The organism is Acinetobacter sp. XH1741 (assembly GCF_041021895.1).
In the GTDB taxonomy this organism is placed as follows: Bacteria; Pseudomonadota; Gammaproteobacteria; order Pseudomonadales; family Moraxellaceae; genus Acinetobacter.
Map to the genome: position 1 here is coordinate 1,537,096 of NZ_CP157428.1, position 26,845 is coordinate 1,563,940.

Here is a 26,845-nt window from a genome sequence, read left to right on the forward strand (position 1 = left end):
TGAGCCATTCAGCGACACAATAAAACTTGTCTGGCCAGTTTAATGAGAGATTCAAAGGATGAGCGTAGTTTTACCTGTCGCGAAGCGTGGTGAAGATATTTTGAAACTGATTGCGGCTCCAGTCTCGGCAAATGAGTTAAACAGTGATTGGCTTTATCAGTTGGCAGCCGCTATGCAAGCAACCATGCTTGAGCGTAATGGTGTAGGGATTGCAGCACCACAAGTTTATATCTCTAAACGTGTCATTATTGTGGCGTCTCGACCAAACCCACGTTATCCAGATGCACCTGAAATGGATGCTGTGGTGATGGTAAATCCTGAGATTTTAGAGTTCTCAAACGAAGTTTGTTTAGGTGAAGAAGGCTGTTTAAGTGTGCCTGATGAGCGTGGACAAGTTGAACGTGCAGAAATGGTCAAGGTCAAATACTTAACGCTTAAGGGTGAGGTGGTTGAAACGATTTTTCATGGTTTTCCTGCTCGCATTGTTCAACATGAAGTCGATCATTTAAATGGAATCTTGTTTGTAGAAAGAATAATCTAATTTGCTATTTAAAGTTTTGAAAAACCTATAATGAGCTTGAAATGAATAAGACATAGCAATTACAATACTTATAGCGTGATATTTAAATCATTACAAAAGATATAATTTTAATATTATCAGCAGGTTGTGCTGAAATTTTGCGCGATGTTGTGAATCTCCTCATTTAAGGTTACTGACCATGAAAACCCCTCTCCCAGAATATTTGGCAAATGTTATAGAAGCCTGTGACATCGATAACAGCGGTCATCTCGCCGATTATATTCCTGAGTTGGCAAATGCAAACCCAGATCGATTAGCTTTAGCAATGTCTACGGTAGATGGCGAAATTTATTCGGTTGGTGATGATGATGTCGAATTCACCATACAGTCGATTTCTAAACCTTTTGTATATGCTTATGTTTTACAACAACTTGGCATTGATGCAGTACTTGCGAAAGTAGGGGTGGAGCCTTCGGGGGAAGCCTTCAATGAAATTTCATTGGGTAAAGACGGACGTCCGAAAAACCCGATGATTAACTCTGGCGCAATTACTGTGCATTCTTTGATTCAGGTCAAGCATGGTTTGCATAGTGCAGAAATTCTACGCCGTTTTATGAGCGAGCTTGCAGGTCGCGAATTAAGTTTTGATGAGTCGGTTTATGATTCGGAAGTCAAAACAGCTTACCGTAATCTTTCGATCGGTTATATGTTACGCACTGTCGGAATTTTAGAAACTGACCCTGTCGATATTGTGAATGGTTATATTCGCCAATGTGCGATCATGGTTACGGTTAAAGATCTGGTACGTATGGGCAGTGTGCTTGCCAATGGTGGGGTCGACCCTAAAACTGGAAAACGCCTATTGAACCGATCTGTGGTTAGACAAGTACTCAGTGTCATGATGAGCTGTGGTATGTATGATGCCGCGGGTGACTGGCTTTCAACTGTAGGTATTCCTGCTAAGAGTGGTGTGGCAGGCGGTATTTTAGGTGTGCTGCCGGGTCAGGTGAGTATTGCCGCTTTTTCGCCTCGACTAGATGAACATGGTCATAGTATTCGAGGTATTGATATTTTAGAGCGATTATCTCGTGACATGGGATTACATCTCATGGAAGGTACACCTTCTGCACAAACCATTGTACAAAGCCATTACCGTACAGGAAAAGATGCTTCATTAAGTGTGTATGTGCTTCGTGGCGTATTGAAATTTACTGAAGCTGAAATGTTGTTGCGTATTTTACAAGATGAGACAACTGACCAAAGCACAATCGTCATTGATTTAACTCAGATTTCACTGATTCATGATGTGGGTAAACGTATGTTCTTAGAAGGGGTAGATCGTCTGATTGATGATGGTCATACTCTTGTTTTAGTTGACCCAGAACAGCGATTGGATCATGCGAGAACTGCCAAAGATCGTGAGCTTCATGTCTACCACGATTTTGATGATTTACTAGAAAAGCACGAGATCCGCACTAAAAAAAAGACTTATAGCGACATCGCGGCACTTCTAAACTGCTGAGGTGTTTTTCCTAGATGTCGCTTAAACATCGCACTGAACGCACTGGGGTTTGTATACCCCAGTGATTCTGAAACTTGAGCAATAGATTCACCATTCGCAATTTTGCTCAAAGCAATTGCAATATGCATTTGCTGTACCCACGCCCGATAAGACAGCCCAGTTTCTTTTTGGAACATGCGCATAAGAGTTCTGGAACTTGCTCCAATATCATCAGCCCAATCTGTTAAATCTTTTGAATGGTCAGGAGTATGTAATAACTCTTGGCAAATTTTTAAGAGCCGTTTGTCTTTCGGCCACGGAATCTGAATAGGCAACAAATTGGCCCGATGAATTTCTTCAAAAATCAAAATTTGTAAAGAGCGTGATAGCTCTTGAGACGTCGCCGTATTTGGCGTGTCTTCTCGCTCAATTTCATTTAAGCGAATCAAAAGTTCATGAAGCAGATTGCTGACTCGAATAATAAAGCAATGTTGTCCCATTAAAGCTGCTGCATTTAATTCAACCAATGCCGTATTTAACTTCACGTGACTGAGCGAAATGACGCTGTGCTCTACATTTGCCGGAATCCATAACGCGCACATGGGCGGCACAATCCACACATGATTAGGCGTAAAAACCTGAATATTTCCAGTGGATGCATATAAAAACTGTGCGCGTGTATGCGTATGGGTAGGCGTGATTTCTCGATAAGAATGCTCGGAAGATAGCCCAATCACCAGTTCAGACAAATCGGACTGAATAAGAGTATCGGACATAAACTATCCTAAAAATTGTCATTTATACGATGATTATTGGAAGATAACGTTATAAGCGACAATTTACAATAAACATCTCACTTAAAAAATATTGGAGTTTTTCAGGTATGACGTCTTCAATACAATTGAAAGATGGTATTGCCAATACCGTTGCAAATGATCAGCCTCAAGGAATGATTATTAAAATTGTAGGCGCTGTAGCGATTGCACATTTACTCAATGATTTAATTCAGGCAGTGCTACCAGCCATTTATCCAATGCTAAAGGCAAACTTTTTGCTGAGTTTTGCCGAGGTTGGCCTAATCTCGTTTGTATATCAAATTACAGGTTCGCTGCTACAGCCTTGGATTGGACTTTATACCGATAAACATCCAAAACCGTATCTTCTCCCACTCGGAATGGTCGTTACATTCTGTGGCATTATCTTATTGGCATTTTCGCCAAGTTTTGCTGTGTTGTTATGTGCATCTGCATTGATTGGGGTAGGCTCTGCAACCTTTCACCCAGAGGCTTCGCGAGTGGCACGAATGGCATCGGGCGGACGCTTTGGTACAGCCCAATCGACTTTTCAGGTGGGTGGAAATACGGGTACAGCCATTGGCCCATTATTGGCAGCTTTGCTGATTGTCCCGTTTGGACAGCATGCAGTTGCAGGCTTAGTAATCATCGCGCTTTTAGCGATTTGGGTTTTGTTTGGGGTAAGTCGTTGGACGGTAAGTCATGCAAAAAGTCAGATGGCTGCGCGTGTAACTCAAGCACATAGTAAATTACATGGTCGTAAGCTGATTATTGCATTGAGCACAATTAGTGTGTTGATGTTTGCTAAATTTACCTACATTGCCAGCATTAGTAATTACTTTACGTTTTACTTAATTCAAAAGTTCCATATCAGCATTCAAACTGCTCAACTACATTTGTTTGCCTTCTTGGCAGCCGTTGCTTTAGGTACATTTGCGGGTGGTCCAATTGGTGACAAAATTGGTCGTAAAGCAGTTATTTGGGTTTCATTTGTGGGTATGGCGCCGTTTGCATTAATGATGCCGTATGCAAACTTATTTTGGACAACAGTTTTCTCAATTATTGCGGGTTTGGTATTGTCGTCTGCTTTTGCTGCCATGGTGGTTTACGCACAAGAAGCTGTTCCAGGTCGTGTGGGTATGATTGCTGGTTTAATGTTTGGCCTCATGTTCGGGGTAAGTGGTATTGCCGCAGCAGGCTTAGGACATTTAGCCGATATTAACGGCATTGAATGGGTATTTGGTTTATGTTCATTCTTGCCATTACTTGGGTTTGCAACTGCATTTTTACCAAACACAAAAGCTAAATAAATAAAAAAACTCTCAGTCATATCCAGCTGAGAGTTTTTTTAGCTAAATATAGCTGCACCTGAAAAGACTATTTTTGAACACCAAATTTAAATACTGTGACACTGTTATAAGTTTGATTTGGGTTTAAACGTGTAGAAGGGAAGGATGGTTGATTCGGACTGTCTGGAAAATGCTGTGTTTCTAACGCTACCGCATCTGCTTGTCGATAGAGCACACCATTTGCACCAACAACATTTCCGAGTAAATGATTCGCCGTATACATTTGGAGGCTTGGTTCAGTGGTTAAAACCTGCATGGTTCGTTTAGATTTTGGATCAAATACACTAGCTGCAAGATTTAACTTTCCGTGAGACTTCTGATTAATCACCCAAGTTTGGTCATAGCCATATCCATAAGCCAACTGCTGATGATTGGCTCGAATATCTTTCCCAATGGCCTTTGGCGTCCGAAAGTCAAAAGGTGTGCCTGTAACTGAAGCAATCTGCCCTGTTGGTAAAGAGTTTTGATCGGTTACCAATATACGGTCTGCATTGAGTTGTACGACATGATCGAGCACACCATAAGGGTTATTGCCAGCGCCTGATAAGTTGAAATAACTGTGGTTGGTAAGATTGACGACTGTAGGTTGATCAGTTTTGGCTTTATATTCAATCTGGAATTCATTTTGATCTGAAAGACTGTAGATCACTTCTACATCTAACTTTCCGGGAAAGCCTTGATCTCCATTTGGACTGGTTAACTTCAAAGAAGCTTTAACGGTTTCACCTTTGGAAACGAGGGGCTTAACTTGCCAAACACGTTTATCAAAACCGGGGTTACCGCTATGTAATGAATTCGGGCCATTATTTTTTTCAAGATTATACGTTTTTCCATCTAAGCTAAATTTAGCATTACCAATACGGTTTGCATAACGACCAATCAATCCACCAAAATGAATACCTTCCTTGGTATCAGTGACTTCATAGCCTTTTAAGTAATCAAAGCCCAAAACGATATTATTTTGTTTACCTTGTGCATCGGGAGTCAAAATTTGTGTAATTACACCACCATAACTAATAAATGAAACCGAGACTCCTTTATTATTACTCATGGTGTATAGATCAACTTTTTGACCGTCTTGAGTTGTGCCATATGGCTTTACATTTAATGTTGCTGCATTTGCAATTTGTGCAAAGCTATAAATCGCAACACCTAAAATTACTAATTTTTTCATGCTTATACTCTATTTTTTAATAATTGGACTAGATGAATATAAGATTGATTTTTCATCTTTTTAAAGAGGTTTTTATTATATATAGTGTTAATAATAATCGAGTAGTTAATGCTAAGTATTGAACAAACTCCCACAGTTTAAGGCTATGAACAAAATAACTCGATTAGTAAAATTCAACGGTAAGCTATTTTTATGAATTATCCCGACTCTGTTTTTAAATTTTCACTTGGTCTTAATGGCTTGTCATTTGATATAGACAACCAGCACGTTCAACTTGAGCAGGGCTTAGGTTTTGTTAATTCAAAAAGTATTAGGCATGGTGTTATTGATGAACTTGCTATCGAAAAGATGATTTATTTTATTGAAGAAATCATAGAGTCACAGCCCCTCAGAAATCTAAAGATAAGTGGTGTAGCTGCAACGTCTGATGCGGCCATGACACAACTGAGTGAGTTATTTTTTAGTGCTAAAAAGCAAATTAGCCGTATCGAGCTTGAGCATGGATTCAATGATTTTATTGAGCGTTTGAGCTACTACACAAGCCAAGTGGCTCCAGATCAGCTTTATATTTTTACCTACTTTGTATTTATTCGAGAGATGATGCATCACTTAAGAGTTGAGGAAATTCAGATCTTTTAAAAAATCACTTTCTCAATCTACTAATTCATCATGAATCCAGTTTAAAACAGTTCAATTTTAGGAATAAATTGGTGGGTTCGAGGATATACCAAATGATGAGCAGAAATAGGAATCGATAGCTCCTCTGCAAAAACTCTAACCAACTTTCCAGATTCTAAATAATTTGGGGTAAGCAAATTACTTTCTAAAACAAAACCTAGCCCGTGTGTAGCTGTTTCAAATAACGAATTTTTAAAACTGAAAATTATGATAGAGACTTGAAAGGTTGATTTTATCATTTTTTAAAAATAAATAATTGAATTTTAATGTGTTAATTTTTGTAAGTGATGATAATATCTATAGGGATTTGGAAAAAAAAAATTAATATGAGGATATTATGAGTTATAAACTAATCAAAATAAGTTTATTAAGTGCTATTTTTTTAATTGGTTGTGGGGAGAATTCCAAAAGAGAAGAAAATGAGTATGAGAAAAATATACTAACAATTGAAGCTGAAAATTTTACCGATAAAGTTAATTTGAATGTAAAAGAAGAGGAATACAGCTTAATAGCCCAAGGAAATAGCCCTGATGTAACTGTTTATTTTAACAAATCTGAAAAAACAGATTTTCCTATCTATGGTGAATTGAGGCTTTTAGCTGAAAGTAATAAAGCGAGTTTTGCCGCCCTTGCTTGGATAAATAAATATAATAATATGAGTGTTTTGTTTTGTATAAATTATGAAGATTGTTCAGGTAATACAGAATATAGTTTTGATAATGCTAGCAGACAATTGAATGTAAAATTTAAAAATAACATTAATCAATTATGGAAAGATTATCTAGGGGATTGGGGAAGGGAAAAAGCGTTAGCTGCAAAAATTACAGCTAACTTAGAATTAAAAATTCCCTCTAACTGGATAGCTTTTAATAAAGATAGATTTCCAAGAAAAAGTGGGGTAGGTATCCTAGAATTGGATAATCAACCATATAAATTATCTGATATGAATTCAGATATTGTTGTTTATAAAGATGGAAATAATAAACGCATTGGGAGTGTAGATAAGCTTAGTTTTAAAAGAAGTGATGATAATGTTGATATTGAAATATTTAAACAAAATAATGATAATCAATATACTGAAGATATAATGCTTAATGTGAGAAGTTATAATTTAAAAAATTATGAATCAGATTTTTCTTTTTATGGCTTAATTCCTGCCTCTTCGATCTCATGGGGAGATGATGGAAAGATACTATCTATTAATATACAGAACTTAAACTTATTTGATAAAGGACGAACTAAATCTAGAGTATTAGATTTGGAATATAATATTCCTAGGAATACTTCTAATATTTTAATTAATAAAGAAATATACCCTATTTTACGCCAAAATTATGGTTTCGCTTATGTAGTAAATGATCAGAAAAAATATTCTATTAGTTTAATAGGGCAAGCAGGAGCTTATCCATTGGAATTAATTCAAGAATTCAATGGTCATATTTCAATTGAAACTACGAAAGAAAATGAAAAAATAGTTTGTGGAGATCGTTATAAATCTTGTTTCGGTTTATCTATGGATAATGATAAAAAAACTTTTAGATTTAATAATGTTAAATTAGGTGAAGATGTTTTAAATGGAGTGATTTATATTCCAGGAATTATTGAGTAAATATAATAAAAAATCCCCTTACTCGAGGGGATTTTTTTATTACTATTTAAACTTAAACAATCGAATCATCTAAATTCGGCGCTAACCAACGTTTCGCTTCATCTAGTGTCCAACCTTTACGTTTTGCATAATCTTCAAGTTGGTCTTGAGAGATTTTACCCACGTTAAAATATTCACTTTGAGGGTGAGAATAATAGAAACCACTTACCGAAGATGGCGGCATCATTGCAAAGTGTTCAGTCAGTTTAGTACCAATTTTGTCTGTAGAGCCTAACCAGTCAAACAACACCGCTTTTTCAGAATGCTCTGGGCAAGCAGGGTAACCAGGTGCAGGGCGAATACCGACATATTTCTCTTTAATCAACTCTTCATTACTGAGTTGTTCGTCAGCTTTATAACCCCAGAACTCTTTACGAATGCGTTCATGTAAGTGTTCTGCAAAAGCTTCAGCAAAACGGTCAGCCAATGACTGCACTAAAATTGCAGAGTAGTCATCACCTTTGGCTTTGTATTCATTTGCCAGTTCTTCTGCACCAAAAATCGATACAGTGAATCCGCCTAAGTAGTCTTGTTGCTTACGGTCAGCGCGAATGTAATCTGCCAAAGACAAGTTTGGTTTCCCAGTTACTTTGTCAGATTGCTGACGTAAGTGTTCAAAAGTATGCGTAACATTTTGGCCAGTTTCATCAAATACGCTGACTGTGTCTGCGTCCGTACGCTCTGCAGGGAACATACCAAATACAGCACGAGCATCAAAACGATTGTTGTCGATAATATCTTTCAACATCGCTTGAGCTTGGTTGTAAAGGTCAGTTGCTGCTTCACCAACCACTTCATCTTCTAAAATTTTCGGGAATTTACCTGCCAAGCTCCAAGAAATGAAGAATGGTGTCCAGTCAAAATACTCTACGAGTGTCGCAAGCGGGTAGTTCGTTAAAACTTGTGTTCCCAAAAGATTTGGTTTTGGTGGTACGTAGCTTTCGTCAATTTTAAAGCCATTCTCAACCGACTCTTTATAAGTCAATTTAGCCGCTTTTGGTTGTTTGTTGGCTAAGCGCTCGCGGATCTTGGCATATTCAGCACGGTGCTCTGCAATAAAGTTTCCGCGCATTTCTTTCGAAAGGAGAGTCGTTGCAACACCTACAGCACGTGAAGCGTCGGCAACATAAATCACTGCATCGTTTTGATATTGAGGGTCAATTTTTACTGCTGTATGTGCCTTAGAAGTCGTCGCGCCACCAATTAACAACGGAATGTTAAAGCCTTTACGCTGCATTTCTTTAGCAACAAATACCATTTCATCTAGAGATGGGGTAATCAGACCAGACAACCCAATGATGTCACATTTTTCATCAATTGCAGTTTGTAAGATCTTCTCGCAAGGAACCATCACCCCAAGGTCAACAATGTCGTAGCCATTACAGCCCAGTACCACGCCTACAATATTTTTACCAATATCGTGTACGTCGCCTTTAACAGTTGCCATCAAGACTTTACCTTTAGATTGGCTACCTGTTTTTTCAGCTTCAATGTACGGGTTCAGCCAAGCTACGGCTTGTTTCATAACACGTGCAGACTTCACAACCTGTGGTAAGAACATTTTGCCTGAACCGAATAAGTCACCGACAACATTCATACCATCCATCAAAGCGCCTTCAATTACATCTAAAGGACGTTTAGCTTTGAGGCGAGCTTCTTCGGTATCTTCATCAATATAAGTGGTAATACCTTTAACCAATGCATATTCAAGACGCTTTTCAACCGACTCATTACGCCATTCAAGGTTTTCAGCTTCACGCTGAGCTCCACCTTGCCCACGATATTTTTCTGCAACTTCAAGCAATTTTTCAGTCGCGGCTTGACCAGACTCACCTTGGTTTTGGTTTAAGATGACATCTTCAACAGCTTGTTTTAGCTCGACTGGAATATCATCATAAATTGCCATTTGACCAGCGTTCACAATACCCATGGTCATGCCTTGTTTGATGGCATGGTACAAGAACACTGAGTGAATCGCTTCACGTACAGGCTCATTACCACGGAACGAGAATGAAACGTTCGACACACCACCAGAAATCATAGCGTGCGGCAAGTTTTGTTTAATCCAACCCGTTGCTTCAATAAAATCGACCGCGTAGTTATTGTGTTCTTCAATACCAGTTGCCACTGCGAACACGTTCGGGTCAAAAATAATGTCTTCAGCAGGGAAGCCCACTTCATTCACTAAAATGTCGTATGAGCGCTTACAAATTTCGCGTTTACGCTCAGCAGTATCAGCCTGTCCGGCTTCGTCAAAGGCCATCACAATAATTGCGGCACCATATTGACGGCAGAGGCGGGCTTTTTCGACAAACTCGTCATAACCTTCTTTTAAGGAAATCGAGTTAACAACGGGTTTACCTTGTACGCATTTTAAACCAGCTTCAATGATTTCCCATTTTGATGAGTCAATCATGATGGGTACACGTGAAATATCTGGTTCAGATGCGACAAGGTTTAAGAAATGCACCATCGCATTTTGCGAATCGAGCATCCCTTCATCCATGTTAATGTCGATAATTTGCGCGCCAGCTTCAACTTGTTGCTGTGCAACTTCTAAAGCTTCGGCAAAGTTTTCTTCACGAATGAGGCGTAAGAATTTCTTAGAACCTGTAACGTTAGTACGTTCACCCACATTTACGAAAAGAGAGTCATCATGAATATTAAATGGCTCTAAACCACTTAAACGGCAAGCTGGGACTGTTTCAGGTACTTGGCGTGGTGCAATGTCTTTTACTGCATTGGCAATGGCACGAATATGATCTGGCGTTGTACCACAGCAACCACCCGTAATATTAATTAAACCGCTTTCAGCAAATTCTTTTAGGAAAGCTGCAGTTTGCTCAGGCGTTTCATCATATCCACCAAATGCGTTTGGTAAGCCTGCATTTGGATGTGCTGAAACAAAAGTATCTGCAACATCAGAAATGGTCTTTACGTGAGGACGCATAGCATCTGCACCAAGGGCACAGTTAAAACCAATTGAAAGCAAATCACCATGACGAACAGAGTTCCAGAAAGCTTCAGCAGTCTGCCCTGTTAAGGTACGACCTGATGCATCGGTAATGGTCCCTGAAATCATAATTGGTAATTCACGACCAATTTGTTTGAAGACTTCTTTGACCGCAAAAATCGCCGCTTTACAGTTTAATGTATCAAATACGGTTTCAATCAAAATGATATCAATACCGCCTTCAATGAGTGCATGAGTCGCTTCAATATAGTTTTCTTTTAGCTCATCAAAGGTAATGTTACGAAAGGCAGGGTCATTTACATTCGGTGAAATTGAACAAGTACGTGATGTTGGCCCAAGCACACCTGCAACAAAACGCGGTTTATCTGGAGTTGAGTACTTTTCACAAGCTGCTTTGGCTAAACGTGCTGCTTCACGGTTAATCTCTGGAACAAGATCTTCCATGTGGTAATCAGACATTGAAACACGGGTGCCGTTAAAGCTGTTGGTCTCAATAATGTCTGCACCTGCATCGAGGTAAGCTTCATGAATGCTTTGAATGATTTGAGGTTGTGTTAAAACTAAAAGGTCATTATTACCTTTTAAGTCATGTGCCCAATCGGCAAAACGCTCACCACGGTAGTCAGCTTCTTCTAATTTATGGCGCTGGATCATGGTTCCCATAGCACCATCAATAATCAGAATGCGTTTAGCAAGAAGCGCTTTGAGGGTGGCAAGCGTAGACATAGAAAACCCCGATCTTTATACGAATTTAAAAATGCGGCGCTATTGTAACAGAATAGCAGCACAAATGATGACCTACCAAGGTCATGAGTAAATGAGAAAAATATTAAAAAGAGGAGGCTTTTATGACAAAAAAAGAAGAATTTTCATGAAATATTCATCAAATGATCATGATATTGAAATATTTCATGCTCAATATGCCGAATTATTACAGTTGTCTTGTGTAAAAAGTAGCCATATGGGTCATTTTATATATTTTTTTGCTGTAAAAATAGGCACAAAAGGAGTTAATAATTAATTAATTAAGTTATTGTAATTTAAAAATAAAATAAAAAAGGTCGGGGAAAGGTGCATCAAATGAGGTCAAAATATGAAAAATTGACTTCATCAGGCGGCTCTTTGTCATATAATTGTCATAATTTAATTTAAGAATACAGAGGATTTTATTATCCTCTAACCGTCTGCATGAATTCTAATCTACCCCCTGTTTCGGATTCAAAACTTGCGGCAAACCTGCAAGCAAAATCGACGAATGTACATGTCCCAACACCTAAGTTTTTTATGCCGGTGTTTCTGACGATTATTATTGCAACACTTATTTATATTGGGTTTCAGGTGAGTGCTGATTTAGCACACGTTCCACCTTTGAGCCTTTATTCAGTTATTCTTTTATCTACTGCACTCTTAATTGCATTAGGTTTTGAATTTGTAAACGGCTTTCACGACACGGCTAATGCAGTTGCAACGGTAATTTATACAAATGCTTTGCCTGCGCCAGTTGCAGTGATGTGGGCTGGTTTTTGTAATTTTCTTGGGGTAATGGTCGCAAGTGGTGCTGTTGCTTATGGCATTATTGCACTGCTTCCAGTTGAACTAATCATGAATATGGGCAGCGGTGCTGGCTTTGCAATGGTTTTTGCGTTGTTGATCGCTGCAATTCTTTGGAACCTCGGTACTTGGTTCTTAGGAATCCCTGCTTCTAGCTCTCATACCTTGATTGGTTCGATCTTGGGTGTGGGTATTATGAACCATCTGTTGAGTGCATCGACTGGCATAACAACCAGTGGTGTAGATATGGATCAGGTCATTAAAGTTGGTAAAGCATTATTATTTTCACCTTTAATTGGTTTTGCTTTTGCAGCAATCTTATTCTTGTTGGTTAAAACTATTTTTAAACGCCAATTAGAATTATTCCAGCCACCTGAAGGGAATAAGCCACCACCAGCAATCATTCGTGCAATTTTAATCTTTACCTGTACAGGTGTAAGTTTTGCACATGGTTCTAATGACGGCCAAAAAGGTATGGGTCTCATCATGCTCATTTTGGTTGGTTTGGTACCATTAGCTTATTCAATTAATAAAAACCTCGACACACAACAGGTTCAATCATTCCACCAACTTTCTTCTCAAACTGCTGTTTTGTTAAACCATAATCAGCAAGAATTAACTGATGAGAAAGCGCGTGCAGTTTTAACTAAATATATTCAGACCAAACAACAAACACCTGACGTTGTGCCTGCATTGGCAAGCATGACTGACCATTTAGGTGCGCGTGTTTCTAGCTATAGCAACTTAAAAGATATTCCTGAAGCTGCAATTAGTGAAATTCGTAATGACATGTATTTAAGTACGACTACGTTTAAACGTTTGGACAAAGCAGATGCTTTACCAAAATTAGATCAAACACAGCAAAAGCTTGTGAAAGATTATCGTAGTAGCTTGGATTCATTCTTACAGTACATCCCTAATTGGGTGAAAGTGGCAGTTGCATTAGCACTTGGCCTTGGCACCATGGTCGGTTGGAAACGTATTGTGGTGACTGTAGGTGAGCGTATTGGTAAGCACCATATGACTTATGGTCAAGGTATGTCTGCTGAACTTATTGCAATGAGTACCATTGCAGCGGCAGATGGCTTAGGTATGCCGGTTTCAACAACACACGTTTTAAACAGTGCTGTTGCGGGTACGATGGTTGCAAATAAATCAGGCCTAAATTTCAATACCATTAAGACCATTTTATCAGCTTGGATATTTACTTTACCTGCGACGATCTGTTTGTCAGGTGGTTTATATTGGTTGTTCTTACAGTTTGTATAAGCAGTCTGTTTAAATGTAAAAAGCCGCTATTATTAGTGGCTTTTTTATTGGCATATTTTTAAAAAAAGATCGCTTTTTTCAGGGAAATTCAGTAAAGAATAAATGATTATTGCAAACACTTAGTGTTGAGTAATTAGCTCAAAAAATTACGAAAGGATATAGGACGAAAATGCTTCAACTCGATCAACTAAAACAACAATTTCCACTTATTCAAACATTACAAGATTATCAAGAAACATTTTGGTTTAACCCGAACCGTTATCCTTTAAAAGAAGCTCTGGCAAAAGTTGGACTTACAGAGCAAGACGTAAAAGATGCCGAAGCAAGACTAGAACGTTTTGCGCCTTACTTGGCAAAAGTATTTCCGGAAACTCAAGCACAACATGGAAAGATTGAATCCGAGTTAGTTGAAATTGCAGCTATGCAACAAGCTCTATCTGTAAAAGAGCAAAAGGAGCTTACAGGGAAACTTTGGTTAAAAAAAGATAGTCATTTACCTATTTCAGGTTCAATCAAAGCACGTGGGGGCATTTATGAAGTTTTGGCTCATGCTGAAAAACTAGCAATTGAGGCAGGGCTTCTCAAGTTAGAAGATGATTACAGTAAACTCGACCAAGGCGCATTTCGTACGTTCTTTTCTAAGTACCAGATTGCGGTAGGTTCGACAGGTAATCTTGGTTTATCTATTGGCATTATGAGTGCAAAGCTCGGGTTTAGAGTGTCGGTGCATATGTCTGCCGATGCAAGACAGTGGAAAAAAGATAAGCTGCGCTCACTGGGTGTAAATGTCGTGGAATATGCCAGTGACTATGGGGTAGCTGTAGAGCAAGGCCGTAAGGCTGCCGAGCAAGATCCATTTTGTTTTTTCATTGATGATGAGAATTCGATGACTCTGTTTTTAGGTTACGCAGTTGCTGGCTTACGTTTAAAAGAACAATTTGAGCAAAAGCAAATCAGAGTAGATGCAGAACATCCATTATTTGTATATTTACCATGTGGAGTAGGCGGTGGGCCGGGTGGGGTAAGTTTTGGCCTAAAACTGGCCTTTGGTGAGCATGTTCACTGCATTTTTGCGGAGCCGACGCATTCTCCGTGTATGTTACTTGGGGTTTATACGGGTTTGCATGATCAGATTTCAGTAAATGACATTGGTTTAGATAACATCACAGCAGCAGATGGGTTGGCTGTTGGCCGTGCTTCTGGTTTCGTAGGACGTGCTATGCAGCAGTTAATCGATGGTTACTATACGATTCATGATGAACGTTTATATGAGCTAATTGCGCTTTTAAATCAAACTGAAAATATTCAAGTTGAACCCTCGGCAGCGGCAGGTATGATGGGGCCATATTATGTTCAAACTACGCCAGATTATTTGGCTTTGCATCACTTGTCAGTTGATCAGTTACAACAGGCGACCCATGTGGTCTGGGCAACAGGAGGAGGAATGGTACCTTCTGAAGAAATGCAAAAATATTTAACTCACAGCCAAAGCAAATAATAAGCTGTTAAAAAAGCCCAATTTTAAAATTGGGCTTTAACTCCGTTATTTCTTAGAGAATTTCCCAAAGGGAAGTTTTTCGGCCGCAAAACCATAGATGGCTGCAAAAGGAAGTGCAGTACGGGCTAAATAAGCAACACGCCATAGTCCACCATGATTTGCTCCTTCCATCATTAACTCTAAAGGATGTTCGAGTACAGTTTCAGGGTTTGCGACAGAAGATTCATTTCTTAAGTCATGAATCCATAGCGCAGCCATAATCGCATTGGTGGTTTCAGGGCTAAATGCTTCTACATCAAAAAGTTCGGCACCATTAAATGCAGCTTTAAGTAGCGGATTTTTAGTCACTGAGTGAGTTGTTGTAGAGGGGGCAATATTGATGCTTACACGTTGTCCATGATGACGAGCAAGCGTTGCACGCCATTGTTGAATACGTTTTGCCAAAGCATAGTTTGGTCCTTGTTCAACAACTAAACAGTCTGCAATGCCATATGTTTTTCCATTTTCGCTAGTGATCAAATCTTGATAAGGTGCTTGAAAAAAACGTTTAAGCGACAGGGTAGAAATACCTTTGGCAGCCATTTTTTGTATTTGTGAGCGAGATTTAAATTTCTCTTGAGCAGCCTCAGCAACTTCTTTAGGTACTGCATAGACATCGGTTGGGGTGCACATAAACATTAAGCTTGTATCAGATTTATGCTCACTCACATATTGCATAATACTGTCCATTGCCATTGAGACACGGACATGTTTTTCCCCATCTAAATAAGCAATTGCAGCCAAATCTAATTTTTGTGGAAATTGAACTAGCCACTGTGCAATTTCTGGTAGTTGAGTCAGTAAATTGGCGCCCAATTTATCTTTTAATTCAGAAGACTTTGCTGATGGGGCAATTGCCTCAACACTTGGGGCAATCAGCGTGGCATTTCCTTTTTGAATCGTATTTAAAATTTTGCCCCAAACACGCGAGTTTGGTAAATCGACTGCAATGATATTTGCTTTCCACTTTGCTAACCATGGCAAGGGACCAGCTTCTGATGCTGCACCAAATAAGACCATAGTGCGGTCAGATAAATCAAACCATTCAGGGTGAGCAACAGCTTCACGTAAAGCCTTTGCATGACTAGGCTCAATAATGCCCGCATTTTCCCATTTTTGAATTTGATCAAGTAAGCTCTGTCCACTGAGTTTTTGCCCTTTATAAGGAACATACCATTCTGGGCCTGCTTCACTTTCACCTTTAAATTTCACTGTATTTAAAGGGGCTGAAGGGGTGATATGAACTGCATCTTTTAATAGATAGTGCTTACCATCGCGGAAATAATCAAAAAGATGGTGGGCCTTATGTAAACCTTGTTTTGCAATAGTAATCGGGTTGTTGTTATTAGAGAGTCCATGCTGAACAAGTGATTTAAAGTATGTTGGATAATTTTTCCGCCAGTTTTTTTCAGTCAAAATTTGTTGAGCAGTTTTATTATCTACAATAGATAAAGCTTCTGACAAAATCTCTTGGCCTGTGCGAGAAGTACTTTGCTTTTTTGTTGAAGCGTGTATCGGAAATTGTAAACCTTCGTCTGGACTCTGGCTGGACATAAAATATCTCACTTGTACGGTAGCATTAATATACAGGTGTATACATTATCTATGCCAATTAAAAGAAACGAGTGGCAATAACTGACAAAATGAAAATTAAATTATTTTTGTGATAGAGGTTGTTTGAGTGATTTTTTATGATAATTTGATCTCATTTTTACCTCAATTTTTTTCACATTTTTAGAACATTTTTATAGACTTACGTTACATAAATGATTATTTTGTATAGACAGAATTCATCAGGTTTAAGCTGAAGATAAAATGTTCAAAATGTATCAATAAAAAAGATACGATGATGAGTAAAAACTAGACTTTTTTATTAAATGATAAGAAAAGTCAAACCGAATAAGAAAGAATTGGGGTGAAACTAGATGGAAGACAACGTAAGATTGTCTTTTAAAAATCTTGGGGATATGGTGATTTTTTTACACCATAATTTTCTAGTTTCATCCCATCTAATTTTGGGTGAAACCCTCCACATAAGCTGTAGATTTTCTTTCCACAGGGCAAGATTAATTTATTTACAGTTTATCTAAACCTAAGCTTTAACAACGACCTTTTTTGGCTTGTCCAGGTGGGCAGAAGTCTCCAGGGTGATTGTGATAAGGTGAATCAGGATCAACCACAACACTGCCAGTAGGTGTATAAACTGCGCAAGCTGACAGTGATATGGTGAAAATTGCCGCTGCACAAACGAGTAATCTTTTCATTTTGTTCTCACTTTTTATCATTCTCCCTTTTAATATTTACTATAGAAATTATTAGATGGTTTTTCGATCTATTTTTGGTTAAGAAATATCAATACTACAAACTCGTTTTAATCTATTGAGCTGTGCGCAAAATTGTACGAAAACCCACATGGGTCGCGGCTAAATCAAAATCTTGAGGGTAACGGCTACTGTTGCGATAACGTGAGCAGTAATTTTCAGCACATAAAAATGAGCCTCCTTTAATTACATATTGAGTACTGCTCATTTCTTTTTTCCTTAACTCAGAATAATTACCCATATGCTGATCATGCGCACCTTGATAGGGAGAAGATGTCCATTCCCACACATTTCCAATCATATCGAATAGTTTAAAACCATTTGGTTTAAAGCAGCCGACTGGAGCTACACCGGTAAAGTGGTCTTGATTTAAGTTTTCAAAAGGGAATGCGCCTTGCCAGTAATTTGCTTGTGGATGCTGATGCTCATCGGTAGGTGCTTGATGTAAAGGCGTGTCAGTTTGTGAGTTTGCTTTAGCCGCATATTCCCATTCAAGTTCAGTGGGCAAGTCGCGTCCTAGCCAAACTGCATAATGTTCAGCATCATTTTTTGTTACGTAGCGTACGGGTTCATGAGGATTAGGAGCTGCTCCATTTTTACCGTTTGGAGTTTTCCATGTATATCCCGATTTGATTTGCCACCATTGCTGTGGATGATGTGGGTCAGGAGAAAAAACAGCAGCCTGTTTTTGTTTTTCAGCATCAGTCATATAGCCAGTTGCTGTTATAAAACTTGCGAACTGAGCGACAGTAACCTCAGTTTGATCCATCCAGAAACCTTTGACGTCTCGCTGTTTTTTTCCAAAGTTAAGTTCATCTGGATAAGCTTTTTCAGAACCAAAATTAAAATGACCATCTGGAATGAAGACCATTCCAGCGGTTGTATTTTTAAGCCAACCTGAAGGAAGACCTGTATAACTTTGACACTGCTCAATAGAACCCAAAGCAGCCGATGGTGTGGCTTGCTTTGGTAAAACGGTTTTTGTGTCAGAGCTATGTTCGGACTTGCTACAACCTGTAATGAACAACAGGCTGATTGCAGTACTTAAAACCAGGTTCAATTTCATTTGGCGTTATATTCCTGTACGCCGTTTTGTTCAGTGTACTTTTGATAAACTGAGAGCAACTCTTGAACTTTTGCTGGATAGAGCTGAGCAACATTGTGATTTTCACCACGATCCGTAGCAATGTTATATAGCTCCCAAGTGCTGGTGCCTAATTCAGGGCGACCTTGAAGCGCAATTTTCCATTCGCCTTGTTTCGCATATTTACTGCCATGTAATTCATCGGCAAAACTGAAATTTGCTGGACGAATGGTTTGTGATTTATTTTCAAGTACAGACTTCCATGAATAACCACTCGGTGTATTAATGGTGCGGCCTTTATATTGCCCTTGAGGTACAGGAATATGGGCATAATCTAATAACGTTGGAAAAACGTCGAGCACAGAGGCAAAACTATGATTGGTTTCCTCAGCTTTTTTCTGATTTGGTAGTTTAACAATGGCTGGGGCAGTAGTTGCGCCCTCACCAGCAGTATCTTTCCATAAGTGGAATGGGGCAGCACTAACTTCGGCCCAACGTGGTCCAATATAGTGGTATGAAGTAGGTGTACCTACGTTTGCCACAGAGTTATCAAAACCAGATTCACTACCATATCCACCACGAATAAAGCCTTCAGCACCGTTGTCGGAAACAAAGAAAATTAAAGTATTTTCATAAAGATTATTTTGTTTCAAATATTGAATAATTCGACCTATGTTGGCATCTAGATTTTCTACCATACCTGCGTAGATTTCCATTTTACGGGCTTCAAGTGCTTTTTGTTCGGTTGTTAATTCATCCCACTTTCCATATTTTTGTGGTGCATTTTGCGTCGCAATGGGTTCTGCGGCCTCAAAGTTTGCAGGAATAATTCCAAGCTGTTTTTGGCGAGCTATACGTGCTTTACGAATCGCATCATAACCGACATCGTAAACGCCACGATATTTATCACGGTATTCTGCAGGAGCCTGTATAGGCCAGTGAGGGGCTGTATAGGCAGCATAAGCAAAGAAGGGTTTGCCGCTATTTTTGCCTGATTCTAAATAGCTAAGTAATTTGTCGGTAAAATAATTGGTCGAGAAGAAGTCATCGGGCAATGCTGAAACGGGAATAATTTGCCCATCTTCGGTATACGTCGAATTTCGTTTAAAGGCACTTGGGGCTTGTTTAAAGTGATGGTCTAGACCTTGCAATAAGGTAAATGAATGATCAAAACCTTTAGCATGTGCATTGGTTTCAGGTGTTAAGCCTAAATGCCACTTACCACTTATATAAGTCCGATAGCCATTGTCTTTGAGCACCTGAGCAATTGATAAGGAGCGTTCATTTAAATAACCTTCATAACCAGGCTGTCCTTTTAAATGATCTGGGGTAAGCTCTGCCATAGCACCTATACCTGCTAGGTGATGGTCAGTCCCTGAAATGAGTTGCGAGCGAGTAGGGGAGCAAGTGGGTGCAGTGTGATAGTCCGTTAAAAGTCGGCCTTCTTGTGCCAGACTATCAATATTCGGTGTATGAATTTCACCACCAAATGCGCCTAAATCTGAATAGCCTAAGTCATCGGCCATAATGAATAGAATATTGGGCTGTTTTGGAGTACTTGCCGCAGTTTCTTGTGAGTCATTATCGTTACAGCCAGCTAAAGATAAGCTAAATAATGCAATTGAAAGACTAGATAAAAGAGCTTTGTACTTCATTGTATCATCTGAATTATTAAAAGAATTGTGCTTGAGTTTAATCAGATGGTTTTTGCAATCAAAACAAGGAATTGATCAAAGAAAATCAGAAAAATGTCTGAGAATTTATGTTGATAAATAAATGAGTAAAAAAGAAAAGCCCATTTAGGGCTTTTCAAACATGCTAAATTTAAAACGGCAAGCGGGTAAGTTGATCTAGGAAATGCGGAATAACTCTTGGCTCAATCAAAATCGTTACAACCACGCCATAAGCCGCACCCCATAAATGGGCACTATGGTTAATATGAGTATTGCCACGTTTACCTGCCCAAATGCTATAAGCGACGTATAAAATTGCAAAAATAATCGCTGGGACAGGAATAAAAAATACAAAAATCAACTTCCATGGCTGAAACAGGATATAGGCAAATAAAACCGCAGATACCGCTCCTGAAGCTCCAAGACTCGCCCAGTTTGCATCATTTTTATGTTGTAGATAGCTTGGTAAGATCGCAAAAATTAATCCACCTAAATAGAACAACACAAAACCCATGTCATAAAAATATTGGCGATAAAAACTTTCGATAATGCTGCCAAAGAAAAATAGGGTAATCATATTAAAGAGTAAATGAGTACCATCTGCATGAATAAAGCCATGGGTAATGAAACGATCAAATTGTCCACGTTGCATTGCAGGTGGCCAGAAGATCAGGCGGTTCATAACGTTTTGATTGCTAAAAGCAAGTAAAGAGACGACGACCGTAATAATAATAAGGGTAATGGTATGGTTAAACGGCAAATTCAACATAAGAAATATTTAAAAAATGATCAATACTACGGTCAATAATGCCATTAAAAATACAACTTGAAACCCTGTTGTGTATAAATCCGACAAATTTAGTTGATTTTTTTTAAATCCCCCTCATCTTCGGTTAATATAAAGGCATCAGCTTGAGGAATATTGTTATGTCGACTGAGAACACCAACACTGCTGTTGCAGAAGAAATTCCGAACCTTTTGATTACACCATCTGCACAAGAGTATTTGCACGAATTATTGGCAAAGCAAAATACTCCGGGAATTGGCGTTCGAATTTTTGTTGAACATCCGGGTACACCACGTGCAGAGTGCTGTATGGCATATAGTGCACCAGAAGAAGTGGTACCAACGGATTATAAACAGGACTATCCTGATTTTCCTGCATACATTGATGCACCGTCTATTCCATATCTTTTAGATGCTGTAATTGATTACAACAAAGATCGTTTTGGTGGTCAGCTTACCTTCCGCGCACCGAACTCTAAAGTGCCACGCGTAGGACCAGATGCTTCAATTGAAGAACGTATTACTTACATTCTTCAAGCAGAAATTAACCCAGGTCTTGCAGGGCATGGCGGCAATTGTAGCTTAGTAGAAGTGCAAGATGATCCAGAACATGGTTTAACTGCTGTATTGAAATTCGGTGGTGGCTGTCAAGGTTGTTCTGCAATTGATGTGACTTTAAAACAAGGCGTAGAAACAACGTTGAAAGAAAACATTCCTGAGCTTCAACGTGTGGTTGACCAAACCGACCATACGCAAGCAGAAGGCGCTTACTTCAAATAATAAAATTATTTGAAAAGTGAAATAAAAAAGCCTCATTAAGAGGTTTTTTTATTTTTAGTAATTGAAAATAATTATCAATATTATTTATTTTATTATTTAAATTTGTTACATTTGTTTAAGTAAAACTTAATATTTATTCATAATTTAATCTGTTGGAGCAGGATATGACTAAGCGTATTTTCCAATCTGTACTATCAATTTCGGTATTTACAGGAATGTTTCCTGCGGCTTATGCTGCTGAAAGTGAAAATATTTTAGTTGATTCTTCCAGAAAAAATAAAAAATCAGGGGAAGTTGCACAGTTAGAAAAAATAGTCGTGACAGCAAGTGGTTTTGAACAAAATATAAAAAAAGCAGCAGCTTCAATTTCAGTTTTAACTCAAGATGAAATTAATAAAAAAGCATATCGTGATGTCACTGATGCCCTTAAAGATGTGCCGGGTGTTGTGGTTACAGGTGGTGGTAGTTCATCTGATATCAGTATTCGTGGAATGGGGAGTGCCTATACCGTTATTATGGTCGATGGCAAGAAAGTAAATACACGTTCTGTGCGACCAAATAGTGATAACTCCGGTATTGAGCAAGGCTGGTTACCTGGTATCGAAAGTATCGAGCGCATTGAGGTTATTCGTGGTCCAATGTCGGGACTATACGGTTCAGATGCGATGGGCGGTGTAATTAATATTATTACTAAAAAAGTTGCAGATGTTTGGAGTAGCTCAGTTAAGTTAGATACTACCATCCAAGAAAATAATAAATCTGGCAATCTTTACCAAGCCAATACGTATGTTTCGGGGCCATTAATTAAGAATTTACTTGGGTTAAAAGCCAACGGCACATTTTCCCAAAGAGATGAAGATGAAATTATTGGTGGCTATAGCAAACAAAAAATTCGTGCAGGTGGGGCTACTTTAAGTCTGACTCCGAATGATCAACATACGATTGAACTGGAATATCAGCGTTCTATCCAAAATCGTAATGCTACAGTTGGAAAATCAGTTTCACCTGTTCAGACTGGACGTAATCCACCAGTGGATTCAATAACGGATTATTATCGTACCGAATATAGTTTGACCCATCGTGGTGACATTGGTCCTGTGAAAACTCATTCTTATATTCAACGTGAAGAAAATAAAAACCCTTCAAGAAATATGGAGGCCATCAATACTACCTTTAACACACTTAACCAGATTACATTAGCAAATCATGCGCTGAGTGTTGGAGGAAGTTATTTAAAAGAAGAATTAGACGATTTAGGTAATCAGTTAAACGTGGGTGGTGCAAAGCCTGTCTCTAATTTAGATCGTTATAGTTGGGCATTATTTGCAGAAGACGCATGGAATATTATTGATCCCTTTACTTTAACAATGTCACTGCGTATGGATAAAGACGAAAAATTTGGAGATCATTTTAGTCCTAAAGTCTACGGCGTGTGGACTTTAAATGATAACTGGATTATTAAAGGCGGTGTATCAACAGGCTATAAAACACCTGCGCTAAGAGCGACTGTAGCAGAATGGGGACAAGCTACAGGCGGAGGACGTTCAGCGGGAGTAATTGTTGGTAATCCAAATTTAAAACCAGAAAAAAGTACCAACTATGAGTTGTCTTTCTCTTGGGATAATTTAGATAACTTGAATGCTGGTTTAACGATTTTTAATAGCGAATTTAAAGATAAAATTACAGAAGTGAGAACATGCTCAGGAGATGCAGGTACTTATAATTGTGATTGGTTAGGTACAAAATTTGATTTTGTGAGTCAACGTACCAATGTGGATAAAGCCACCATGAGAGGTGTTGAAGCCACTTTGGGTTGGTTAATTTCACCTGAGCTCAAATTAAATGCCAATTATACCTATACCGATACAGAGCAAAAAAGTGGAGAGTTTAAAGGCCAACCTTTAAATGAAATGCCGGAACATATGTTTAACACTACTTTAGATTGGCAAACTAATGATTTGGTTAGCATGTGGGGCCGTTTGAATTTCCGTAGCAAAACTTCTGAATATTTAAGCCGAACTTCAATGGCTGAAGGAAAACCTGCTTATGGCTTGGTTGATATTGGCATGAACTATAAACCGACCGATAAAATCCAAGTGGCGGCAGGAATTTATAACTTATTTGATAAAGACATTGATGTCGCATCTTATAATTATGTTTTAGACGGGCGCCGTTATAATTTAGGAATTATTTATAAATTCTAAGTGATTAAATAATAAAGGCGCTTTAAGCGCCTTTATTATTTAGAATTTCTAATGTTTTTTCAGAATAATAAAATTTCTCTAGATACACACGAGCACGGCGTCTTAAATGTCCTGTTGTGACTAATTGTTGTAATACAGGTACAAGTAACTGCGTGAGTTCATGTTTTACTAAATTTTCGTCAATGTTAAGGTCACGGAGCAATAAGTCAAAATTACGTTCCTGATTACGCACATACCAAGTATAGATGCCATCATGTACTTGCTGTTTCAGGTAAGCAGTCTGGCGCATATGGTCCCAGATTTCATGACCCAAACCGACTGTTTTTGTTAAATCTTGCACTTCGACATAATTTTTCAAAACAGCAAGCGGCATAGTTTTAACTTTATGCCAAACATTGGCTTGAAAGTGATAGAGCTTATCATTGTCAAAATGTTGGTTTAAAACACGCTCACTCATTTGGCTGAGTTTTAAAATATTCTTTTGCAAATAATGATTAATCGTATCGTCGAGGTTGGAGTCGGTGACTGTTTCCAATACAGATTTGCCCATTTTCATAAAACGGCCGACACCTGGCACGCGTTTTGACATGGATTCGTCTAAATAATCATGCATTGTTTGCTGAATCAATTGCGTTAATAGCGCTGAAAAGGCTGGATTATTTACAATCGTTTTAATGAGCTTTTTACGGTGTTCTTCTTTACTTGCAACGTACTGAGCAATTCGGTCAATGGTTAAAACAGGAATAACATCTTCAACAGTTGCTGTGCCATTTGCAGGATGAATCAGTGCAAAACGAATATGATCAGTAATCTGTTCAATCAGAAAATCAGAAGCAGGTGTGTCCAAAATCTGCTTTTGAATAAGCTGCTGAATCTGTTCAAACGTCCACAAATGTTGTAATTGCCGAGTCCCCAACCAATGATAAAATTGTTCAAACTCTTGTTGGATCACTTGAGACTGAGCAAATTGCTCATCTAAGAAATCTAGATGAGCTTCAATAAGTTGTTCTATAAGTGGTTGGGTAGACATAAGGTCTCACAAGTCCGAAGTTTTATTTAAGGTGTAGCCGTTTTCGGCGACTGATTTGCTTCTACTTTAAGTAAAAACGGCACATATTGTTGAACAACTAACTGCTCAGCTTCCAAAATTGGCATGTGGCCTACATTTTCTAAAATGACAGGAGGTTGAGCATTCTTTATAAGGTGTTTTAATTCACTTGCCACTTCTACATTAATAATCTTATCTTGTTTGCCCCACAAAATAAGGGTAGGTGCATCAATAGTCTTGGTGAGTACTGCAAATGAGTCTGGTGTATAGACTTTATTAAGTGCAATGAGTTGGTCAACCAGTTTTTGTGTTTGAGGTGCCTGATTAATCATTAGTTTTTCCTGAGCTTGTAGGAACTCTTTAGGAATAAACGGAGGATTAAACATGGTTTGTTTTAATAAATAATGAAAGTCACCTTTTTTAGAGACTAAGAGTTGCTTTAGATAAATTGGATCTTTTAAGTAAATTGTATTGGCAGAACGAAATATACCGCCGCTATCGACTAAAAATAGACTTTTAGTTTCAAATGGATACTGTCCAGCATAAAGTAGAGCAATCGAGCCACCAAGTGAGTGTCCGGCAATATGGATTGGACCTTTTAAATTTGCAGCTTCAACAAATCGACGTAATTTTTCAGCAAGGTTTGGAACTGAGTAGTCGAAGTCTTGAGAAACCACAGTTTCGCCACTGCCGGGTAAATCTGGAATAACGACGTGGTAATTTGTAGTTAAATAATGTGCTACACGATTCCAGTTATCTCGACTACCCGCTAAACCATGAATCAATAGTAAAGTTGGTTTTGTTGTAGAACCTCCTTCACTATAAGACCATGTGATATCGCCGACTCTTAATTTTTTGCTTTGTAAACCCGCCCAACTACGTTCTTGCTGCAAAATAGTTTGAAATGCCACATCAGTATTATCGGTTGCCTGAGCCTGAGAAATACTCATAACAGAGCATAAGCTACAAGCCAGAGCGAGTGCAGTAGCAGTTTTTTTCAGAGAGGCTTGAATTGATGTGGACAGCCTGGTCATAGATTTCATCCTTGAAGCTTAAGCGAGTTTGAAAAATTATTGAAAAACTTTGCCAATGAGTCATTTGCCAAACGTTTGGAATGATGAAAATTATAGTCAATCTAGAAACTAAAGTATGTCTATTTTTTCACTAAACAGTAGGGAATACGCAGTAATAGCCACATTAAAACGATGAAGTATTTTTAAATTTTTTTATAGCAAAGGATTTATTTTTTTGTCAGTGACATTCAAATTTTGACACTTTAAAATGATTCCAACCTTGAAAAAACAATGGAAATATAAAATGCCTACTGCGCAAGAAGTTTTAGATCGTCTGAAAGCTGGTAATCAACGATTTGTAAATGGAAATACTTCCCTTGCAAAAACCCTATCGCATCATGAACGCGCTGAAATGGCAAAGGACCAAAACCCGTTTGCGATTGTATTAGGCTGTTCAGATTCTCGTGTACCAGCAGAAATGGTATTTGATCAAGGACTTGGTGACTTATTTGTAATCCGTGTTGCTGGTAATGTTGTTGCGCCGTCTCAAGTCGGTAGTGTTGAGTTCGCAGCAGAGCGTTATGACTGTCCGGTTGTTGTGGTGTTAGGACATAGTCATTGTGGCGCGATTCAAGCGACTATTGATACGTTAATGAATCCTGATCAACCACCTTCATCGAACTTAATGTCGATTGTGAACCGTGTACGTCCATCAGTTGAAATCTTGATGCAAACTGACTTAAAAAATGATTTGAAAAAACTTTCATGTCATGCAGTACGTTCAAATGTTTTTGCTTCGGTAAATCAATTGCGTCATGGTTCGGCGGTGTTAGAAAATTTAATTGCACAAGGTCGGTTGATTGTTGTTGGTGCTGAGTACTCACTAGAAACTGGTGAAGTTACTTTTTTTGACTTCTAATTATATTAAAAAGATTTAAAAC

At 38.5% G+C, this 26,845-nt stretch carries 21 protein-coding genes and 1 pseudogene; 11 read left to right on the forward strand and 11 right to left on the reverse strand.

Annotation, left to right across the window (positions count from 1 at the left end; genetic code table 11):
- The first annotated feature begins 58 nt into the window (after positions 1-58).
- Positions 59-541 carry a peptide deformylase gene (gene def / locus ABLB96_RS07435; protein ID WP_348896061.1) on the forward strand — a complete coding sequence of 161 codons (483 nt, stop codon included), beginning with the start codon at positions 59-61 and terminating at the stop codon, positions 539-541.
- A gap of 178 nt (positions 542-719) precedes the next feature.
- The gene (locus ABLB96_RS07440) at positions 720-2,042 is read left to right on the forward strand and encodes a glutaminase (protein ID WP_348896060.1); all 1,323 of its coding nucleotides are present in this window, start codon (positions 720-722) and stop codon (positions 2,040-2,042) included.
- Here the strand turns inward: ABLB96_RS07440 and ABLB96_RS07445 are convergent.
- The gene (locus ABLB96_RS07445) at positions 2,009-2,797 is read right to left on the reverse strand and encodes a helix-turn-helix transcriptional regulator (RefSeq protein WP_348896059.1); all 789 of its coding nucleotides are present in this window, start codon (positions 2,795-2,797) and stop codon (positions 2,009-2,011) included. The genes ABLB96_RS07440 and ABLB96_RS07445 overlap by 34 nt on opposite strands.
- A 107-nt stretch (positions 2,798-2,904) precedes the next feature.
- Here ABLB96_RS07445 and ABLB96_RS07450 point away from each other — a divergent pair, with 107 nt between their 5' ends.
- Positions 2,905-4,125, forward strand: coding sequence for an MFS transporter (locus ABLB96_RS07450; RefSeq protein WP_348896058.1), 1,221 nt, complete (start codon positions 2,905-2,907; stop codon positions 4,123-4,125).
- A gap of 67 nt (positions 4,126-4,192) precedes the next feature.
- Here the strand turns inward: ABLB96_RS07450 and ABLB96_RS07455 are convergent, their stop codons facing one another.
- Positions 4,193-5,338: an aldose epimerase family protein gene (locus ABLB96_RS07455; protein WP_348896057.1), complete on the reverse strand. Its 1,146-nt coding sequence runs from the start codon at positions 5,336-5,338 to the stop codon at positions 4,193-4,195.
- Positions 5,339-5,530: 192 nt separating this feature from the next.
- Between ABLB96_RS07455 and ABLB96_RS07460 the strand changes: the two genes are divergently transcribed.
- Positions 5,531-5,977 carry a hypothetical protein gene (locus tag ABLB96_RS07460; protein WP_348896056.1) on the forward strand — a complete coding sequence of 149 codons (447 nt, stop codon included), beginning with the start codon at positions 5,531-5,533 and terminating at the stop codon, positions 5,975-5,977.
- A gap of 12 nt (positions 5,978-5,989) precedes the next feature.
- On the opposite strand, the pseudogene ABLB96_RS07465 reads toward ABLB96_RS07460, so the two are convergent.
- Positions 5,990-6,189, reverse strand: a pseudogene (locus ABLB96_RS07465) (LysR family transcriptional regulator); the annotation flags it as partial.
- Positions 6,190-6,353: 164 nt separating this feature from the next.
- Here ABLB96_RS07465 and ABLB96_RS07470 point away from each other — a divergent pair.
- A complete protein-coding gene (locus ABLB96_RS07470) occupies positions 6,354-7,625 on the forward strand; it encodes a hypothetical protein (RefSeq protein WP_348896055.1) in 1,272 nt (423 codons plus the stop codon).
- 52 nt (positions 7,626-7,677) lie between these two features.
- Here the strand turns inward: ABLB96_RS07470 and metH are convergent, their stop codons facing one another.
- Complete coding sequence (gene metH, locus ABLB96_RS07475) at positions 7,678-11,364, reverse strand: methionine synthase (protein WP_348896054.1); 3,687 nt, start codon at positions 11,362-11,364, stop codon at positions 7,678-7,680.
- A gap of 91 nt (positions 11,365-11,455) precedes the next feature.
- On the opposite strand from metH, the gene ABLB96_RS07480 reads away from it, so the two are divergent.
- The 3 genes from ABLB96_RS07480 (at position 11,456) to ABLB96_RS07490 (ending at position 14,956) form a co-directional block, all read left to right on the forward strand.
- Positions 11,456-11,659, forward strand: a complete 204-nt coding sequence (locus tag ABLB96_RS07480; protein WP_348896113.1) for a hypothetical protein — start codon at positions 11,456-11,458, stop codon at positions 11,657-11,659.
- A gap of 167 nt (positions 11,660-11,826) precedes the next feature.
- Entirely contained in the window at positions 11,827-13,458 is a 1,632-nt protein-coding gene (locus ABLB96_RS07485; RefSeq protein ID WP_348896053.1) for an inorganic phosphate transporter, read from the forward strand.
- Between the two features lie 169 nt (positions 13,459-13,627).
- Positions 13,628-14,956 (forward strand): D-serine ammonia-lyase, encoded by a 1,329-nt coding sequence (locus ABLB96_RS07490; protein ID WP_348896052.1) that lies wholly within the window; start codon positions 13,628-13,630, stop codon positions 14,954-14,956.
- A gap of 45 nt (positions 14,957-15,001) precedes the next feature.
- Here the strand turns inward: ABLB96_RS07490 and ABLB96_RS07495 are convergent, their stop codons facing one another.
- From ABLB96_RS07495 to ABLB96_RS07515, 5 genes are all read right to left on the reverse strand, one after another.
- A complete protein-coding gene (locus ABLB96_RS07495) occupies positions 15,002-16,549 on the reverse strand; it encodes a hypothetical protein (RefSeq protein WP_348896051.1) in 1,548 nt (515 codons plus the stop codon).
- Positions 16,550-17,094: 545 nt separating this feature from the next.
- On the reverse strand, positions 17,095-17,259 hold the full coding sequence (locus ABLB96_RS07500) for a hypothetical protein (RefSeq protein ID WP_348896050.1): 165 nt from the start codon (positions 17,257-17,259) through the stop codon (positions 17,095-17,097).
- 112 nt (positions 17,260-17,371) lie between these two features.
- Positions 17,372-18,382 carry an SUMF1/EgtB/PvdO family nonheme iron enzyme gene (locus tag ABLB96_RS07505; RefSeq protein WP_348896049.1) on the reverse strand — a complete coding sequence of 337 codons (1,011 nt, stop codon included), beginning with the start codon at positions 18,380-18,382 and terminating at the stop codon, positions 17,372-17,374.
- Positions 18,379-20,055: an arylsulfatase gene (locus ABLB96_RS07510; RefSeq protein ID WP_348896048.1), complete on the reverse strand. Its 1,677-nt coding sequence runs from the start codon at positions 20,053-20,055 to the stop codon at positions 18,379-18,381. Before ABLB96_RS07510 ends, ABLB96_RS07505 begins: the two co-directional genes overlap by 4 nt.
- Before the next feature lie 169 nt (positions 20,056-20,224).
- Positions 20,225-20,842 (reverse strand): rhomboid family intramembrane serine protease, encoded by a 618-nt coding sequence (locus ABLB96_RS07515; protein ID WP_348896047.1) that lies wholly within the window; start codon positions 20,840-20,842, stop codon positions 20,225-20,227.
- 158 nt (positions 20,843-21,000) lie between these two features.
- Here ABLB96_RS07515 and nfuA point away from each other — a divergent pair, with 158 nt between their 5' ends.
- On the forward strand, positions 21,001-21,639 hold the full coding sequence (nfuA, locus tag ABLB96_RS07520; RefSeq protein WP_004703125.1) for a Fe-S biogenesis protein NfuA: 639 nt from the start codon (positions 21,001-21,003) through the stop codon (positions 21,637-21,639).
- Between the two features lie 164 nt (positions 21,640-21,803).
- Entirely contained in the window at positions 21,804-23,843 is a 2,040-nt protein-coding gene (locus tag ABLB96_RS07525) for a ligand-gated channel protein (protein WP_348896046.1), read from the forward strand.
- A gap of 22 nt (positions 23,844-23,865) precedes the next feature.
- Here ABLB96_RS07525 and ABLB96_RS07530 read toward each other — a convergent pair whose 3' ends face one another.
- The gene (locus ABLB96_RS07530) at positions 23,866-24,873 is read right to left on the reverse strand and encodes a hypothetical protein (RefSeq protein WP_348896045.1); all 1,008 of its coding nucleotides are present in this window, start codon (positions 24,871-24,873) and stop codon (positions 23,866-23,868) included.
- A 26-nt stretch (positions 24,874-24,899) separates the two neighbouring features.
- Complete coding sequence (locus ABLB96_RS07535; RefSeq protein WP_348896044.1) at positions 24,900-25,925, reverse strand: alpha/beta hydrolase; 1,026 nt, start codon at positions 25,923-25,925, stop codon at positions 24,900-24,902.
- Positions 25,926-26,208: 283 nt separating this feature from the next.
- Between ABLB96_RS07535 and ABLB96_RS07540 the strand changes: the two genes are divergently transcribed.
- The gene (locus ABLB96_RS07540) at positions 26,209-26,823 is read left to right on the forward strand and encodes a carbonic anhydrase (protein ID WP_348896043.1); all 615 of its coding nucleotides are present in this window, start codon (positions 26,209-26,211) and stop codon (positions 26,821-26,823) included.
- Positions 26,824-26,845 lie beyond the last annotated feature (22 nt).

Bases quoted from the DNA above. Each gene is read 5' to 3' on its own strand.
- ABLB96_RS07540 (WP_348896043.1), top strand. From the start codon at position 26,209: ATGCCTACTGCGCAAGAAGTTTTAGATCGTCTGAAAGCTGGTAATCAA.
- ABLB96_RS07485 (WP_348896053.1), top strand. From the start codon at position 11,827: ATGAATTCTAATCTACCCCCTGTTTCGGATTCAAAACTTGCGGCAAAC.
- ABLB96_RS07450 (WP_348896058.1), top strand. From the start codon at position 2,905: ATGACGTCTTCAATACAATTGAAAGATGGTATTGCCAATACCGTTGCA.
- ABLB96_RS07490 (WP_348896052.1), top strand. From the start codon at position 13,628: ATGCTTCAACTCGATCAACTAAAACAACAATTTCCACTTATTCAAACA.
- metH (WP_348896054.1), bottom strand. From the start codon at position 11,364: ATGTCTACGCTTGCCACCCTCAAAGCGCTTCTTGCTAAACGCATTCTG.
- def (WP_348896061.1), top strand. From the start codon at position 59: ATGAGCGTAGTTTTACCTGTCGCGAAGCGTGGTGAAGATATTTTGAAA.
- ABLB96_RS07470 (WP_348896055.1), top strand. From the start codon at position 6,354: ATGAGTTATAAACTAATCAAAATAAGTTTATTAAGTGCTATTTTTTTA.
- ABLB96_RS07510 (WP_348896048.1), bottom strand. From the start codon at position 20,055: ATGAAGTACAAAGCTCTTTTATCTAGTCTTTCAATTGCATTATTTAGC.
- ABLB96_RS07535 (WP_348896044.1), bottom strand. From the start codon at position 25,925: ATGACCAGGCTGTCCACATCAATTCAAGCCTCTCTGAAAAAAACTGCT.
- nfuA (WP_004703125.1), top strand. From the start codon at position 21,001: ATGTCGACTGAGAACACCAACACTGCTGTTGCAGAAGAAATTCCGAAC.
- ABLB96_RS07515 (WP_348896047.1), bottom strand. From the start codon at position 20,842: ATGTTGAATTTGCCGTTTAACCATACCATTACCCTTATTATTATTACG.
- ABLB96_RS07530 (WP_348896045.1), bottom strand. From the start codon at position 24,873: ATGTCTACCCAACCACTTATAGAACAACTTATTGAAGCTCATCTAGAT.
- ABLB96_RS07505 (WP_348896049.1), bottom strand. From the start codon at position 18,382: ATGAAATTGAACCTGGTTTTAAGTACTGCAATCAGCCTGTTGTTCATT.
- ABLB96_RS07495 (WP_348896051.1), bottom strand. From the start codon at position 16,549: ATGTCCAGCCAGAGTCCAGACGAAGGTTTACAATTTCCGATACACGCT.
- ABLB96_RS07500 (WP_348896050.1), bottom strand. From the start codon at position 17,259: ATGAAAAGATTACTCGTTTGTGCAGCGGCAATTTTCACCATATCACTG.
- ABLB96_RS07440 (WP_348896060.1), top strand. From the start codon at position 720: ATGAAAACCCCTCTCCCAGAATATTTGGCAAATGTTATAGAAGCCTGT.
- ABLB96_RS07480 (WP_348896113.1), top strand. From the start codon at position 11,456: ATGAGAAAAATATTAAAAAGAGGAGGCTTTTATGACAAAAAAAGAAGA.
- ABLB96_RS07445 (WP_348896059.1), bottom strand. From the start codon at position 2,797: ATGTCCGATACTCTTATTCAGTCCGATTTGTCTGAACTGGTGATTGGG.
- ABLB96_RS07460 (WP_348896056.1), top strand. From the start codon at position 5,531: ATGAATTATCCCGACTCTGTTTTTAAATTTTCACTTGGTCTTAATGGC.
- ABLB96_RS07525 (WP_348896046.1), top strand. From the start codon at position 21,804: ATGACTAAGCGTATTTTCCAATCTGTACTATCAATTTCGGTATTTACA.
- ABLB96_RS07455 (WP_348896057.1), bottom strand. From the start codon at position 5,338: ATGAAAAAATTAGTAATTTTAGGTGTTGCGATTTATAGCTTTGCACAA.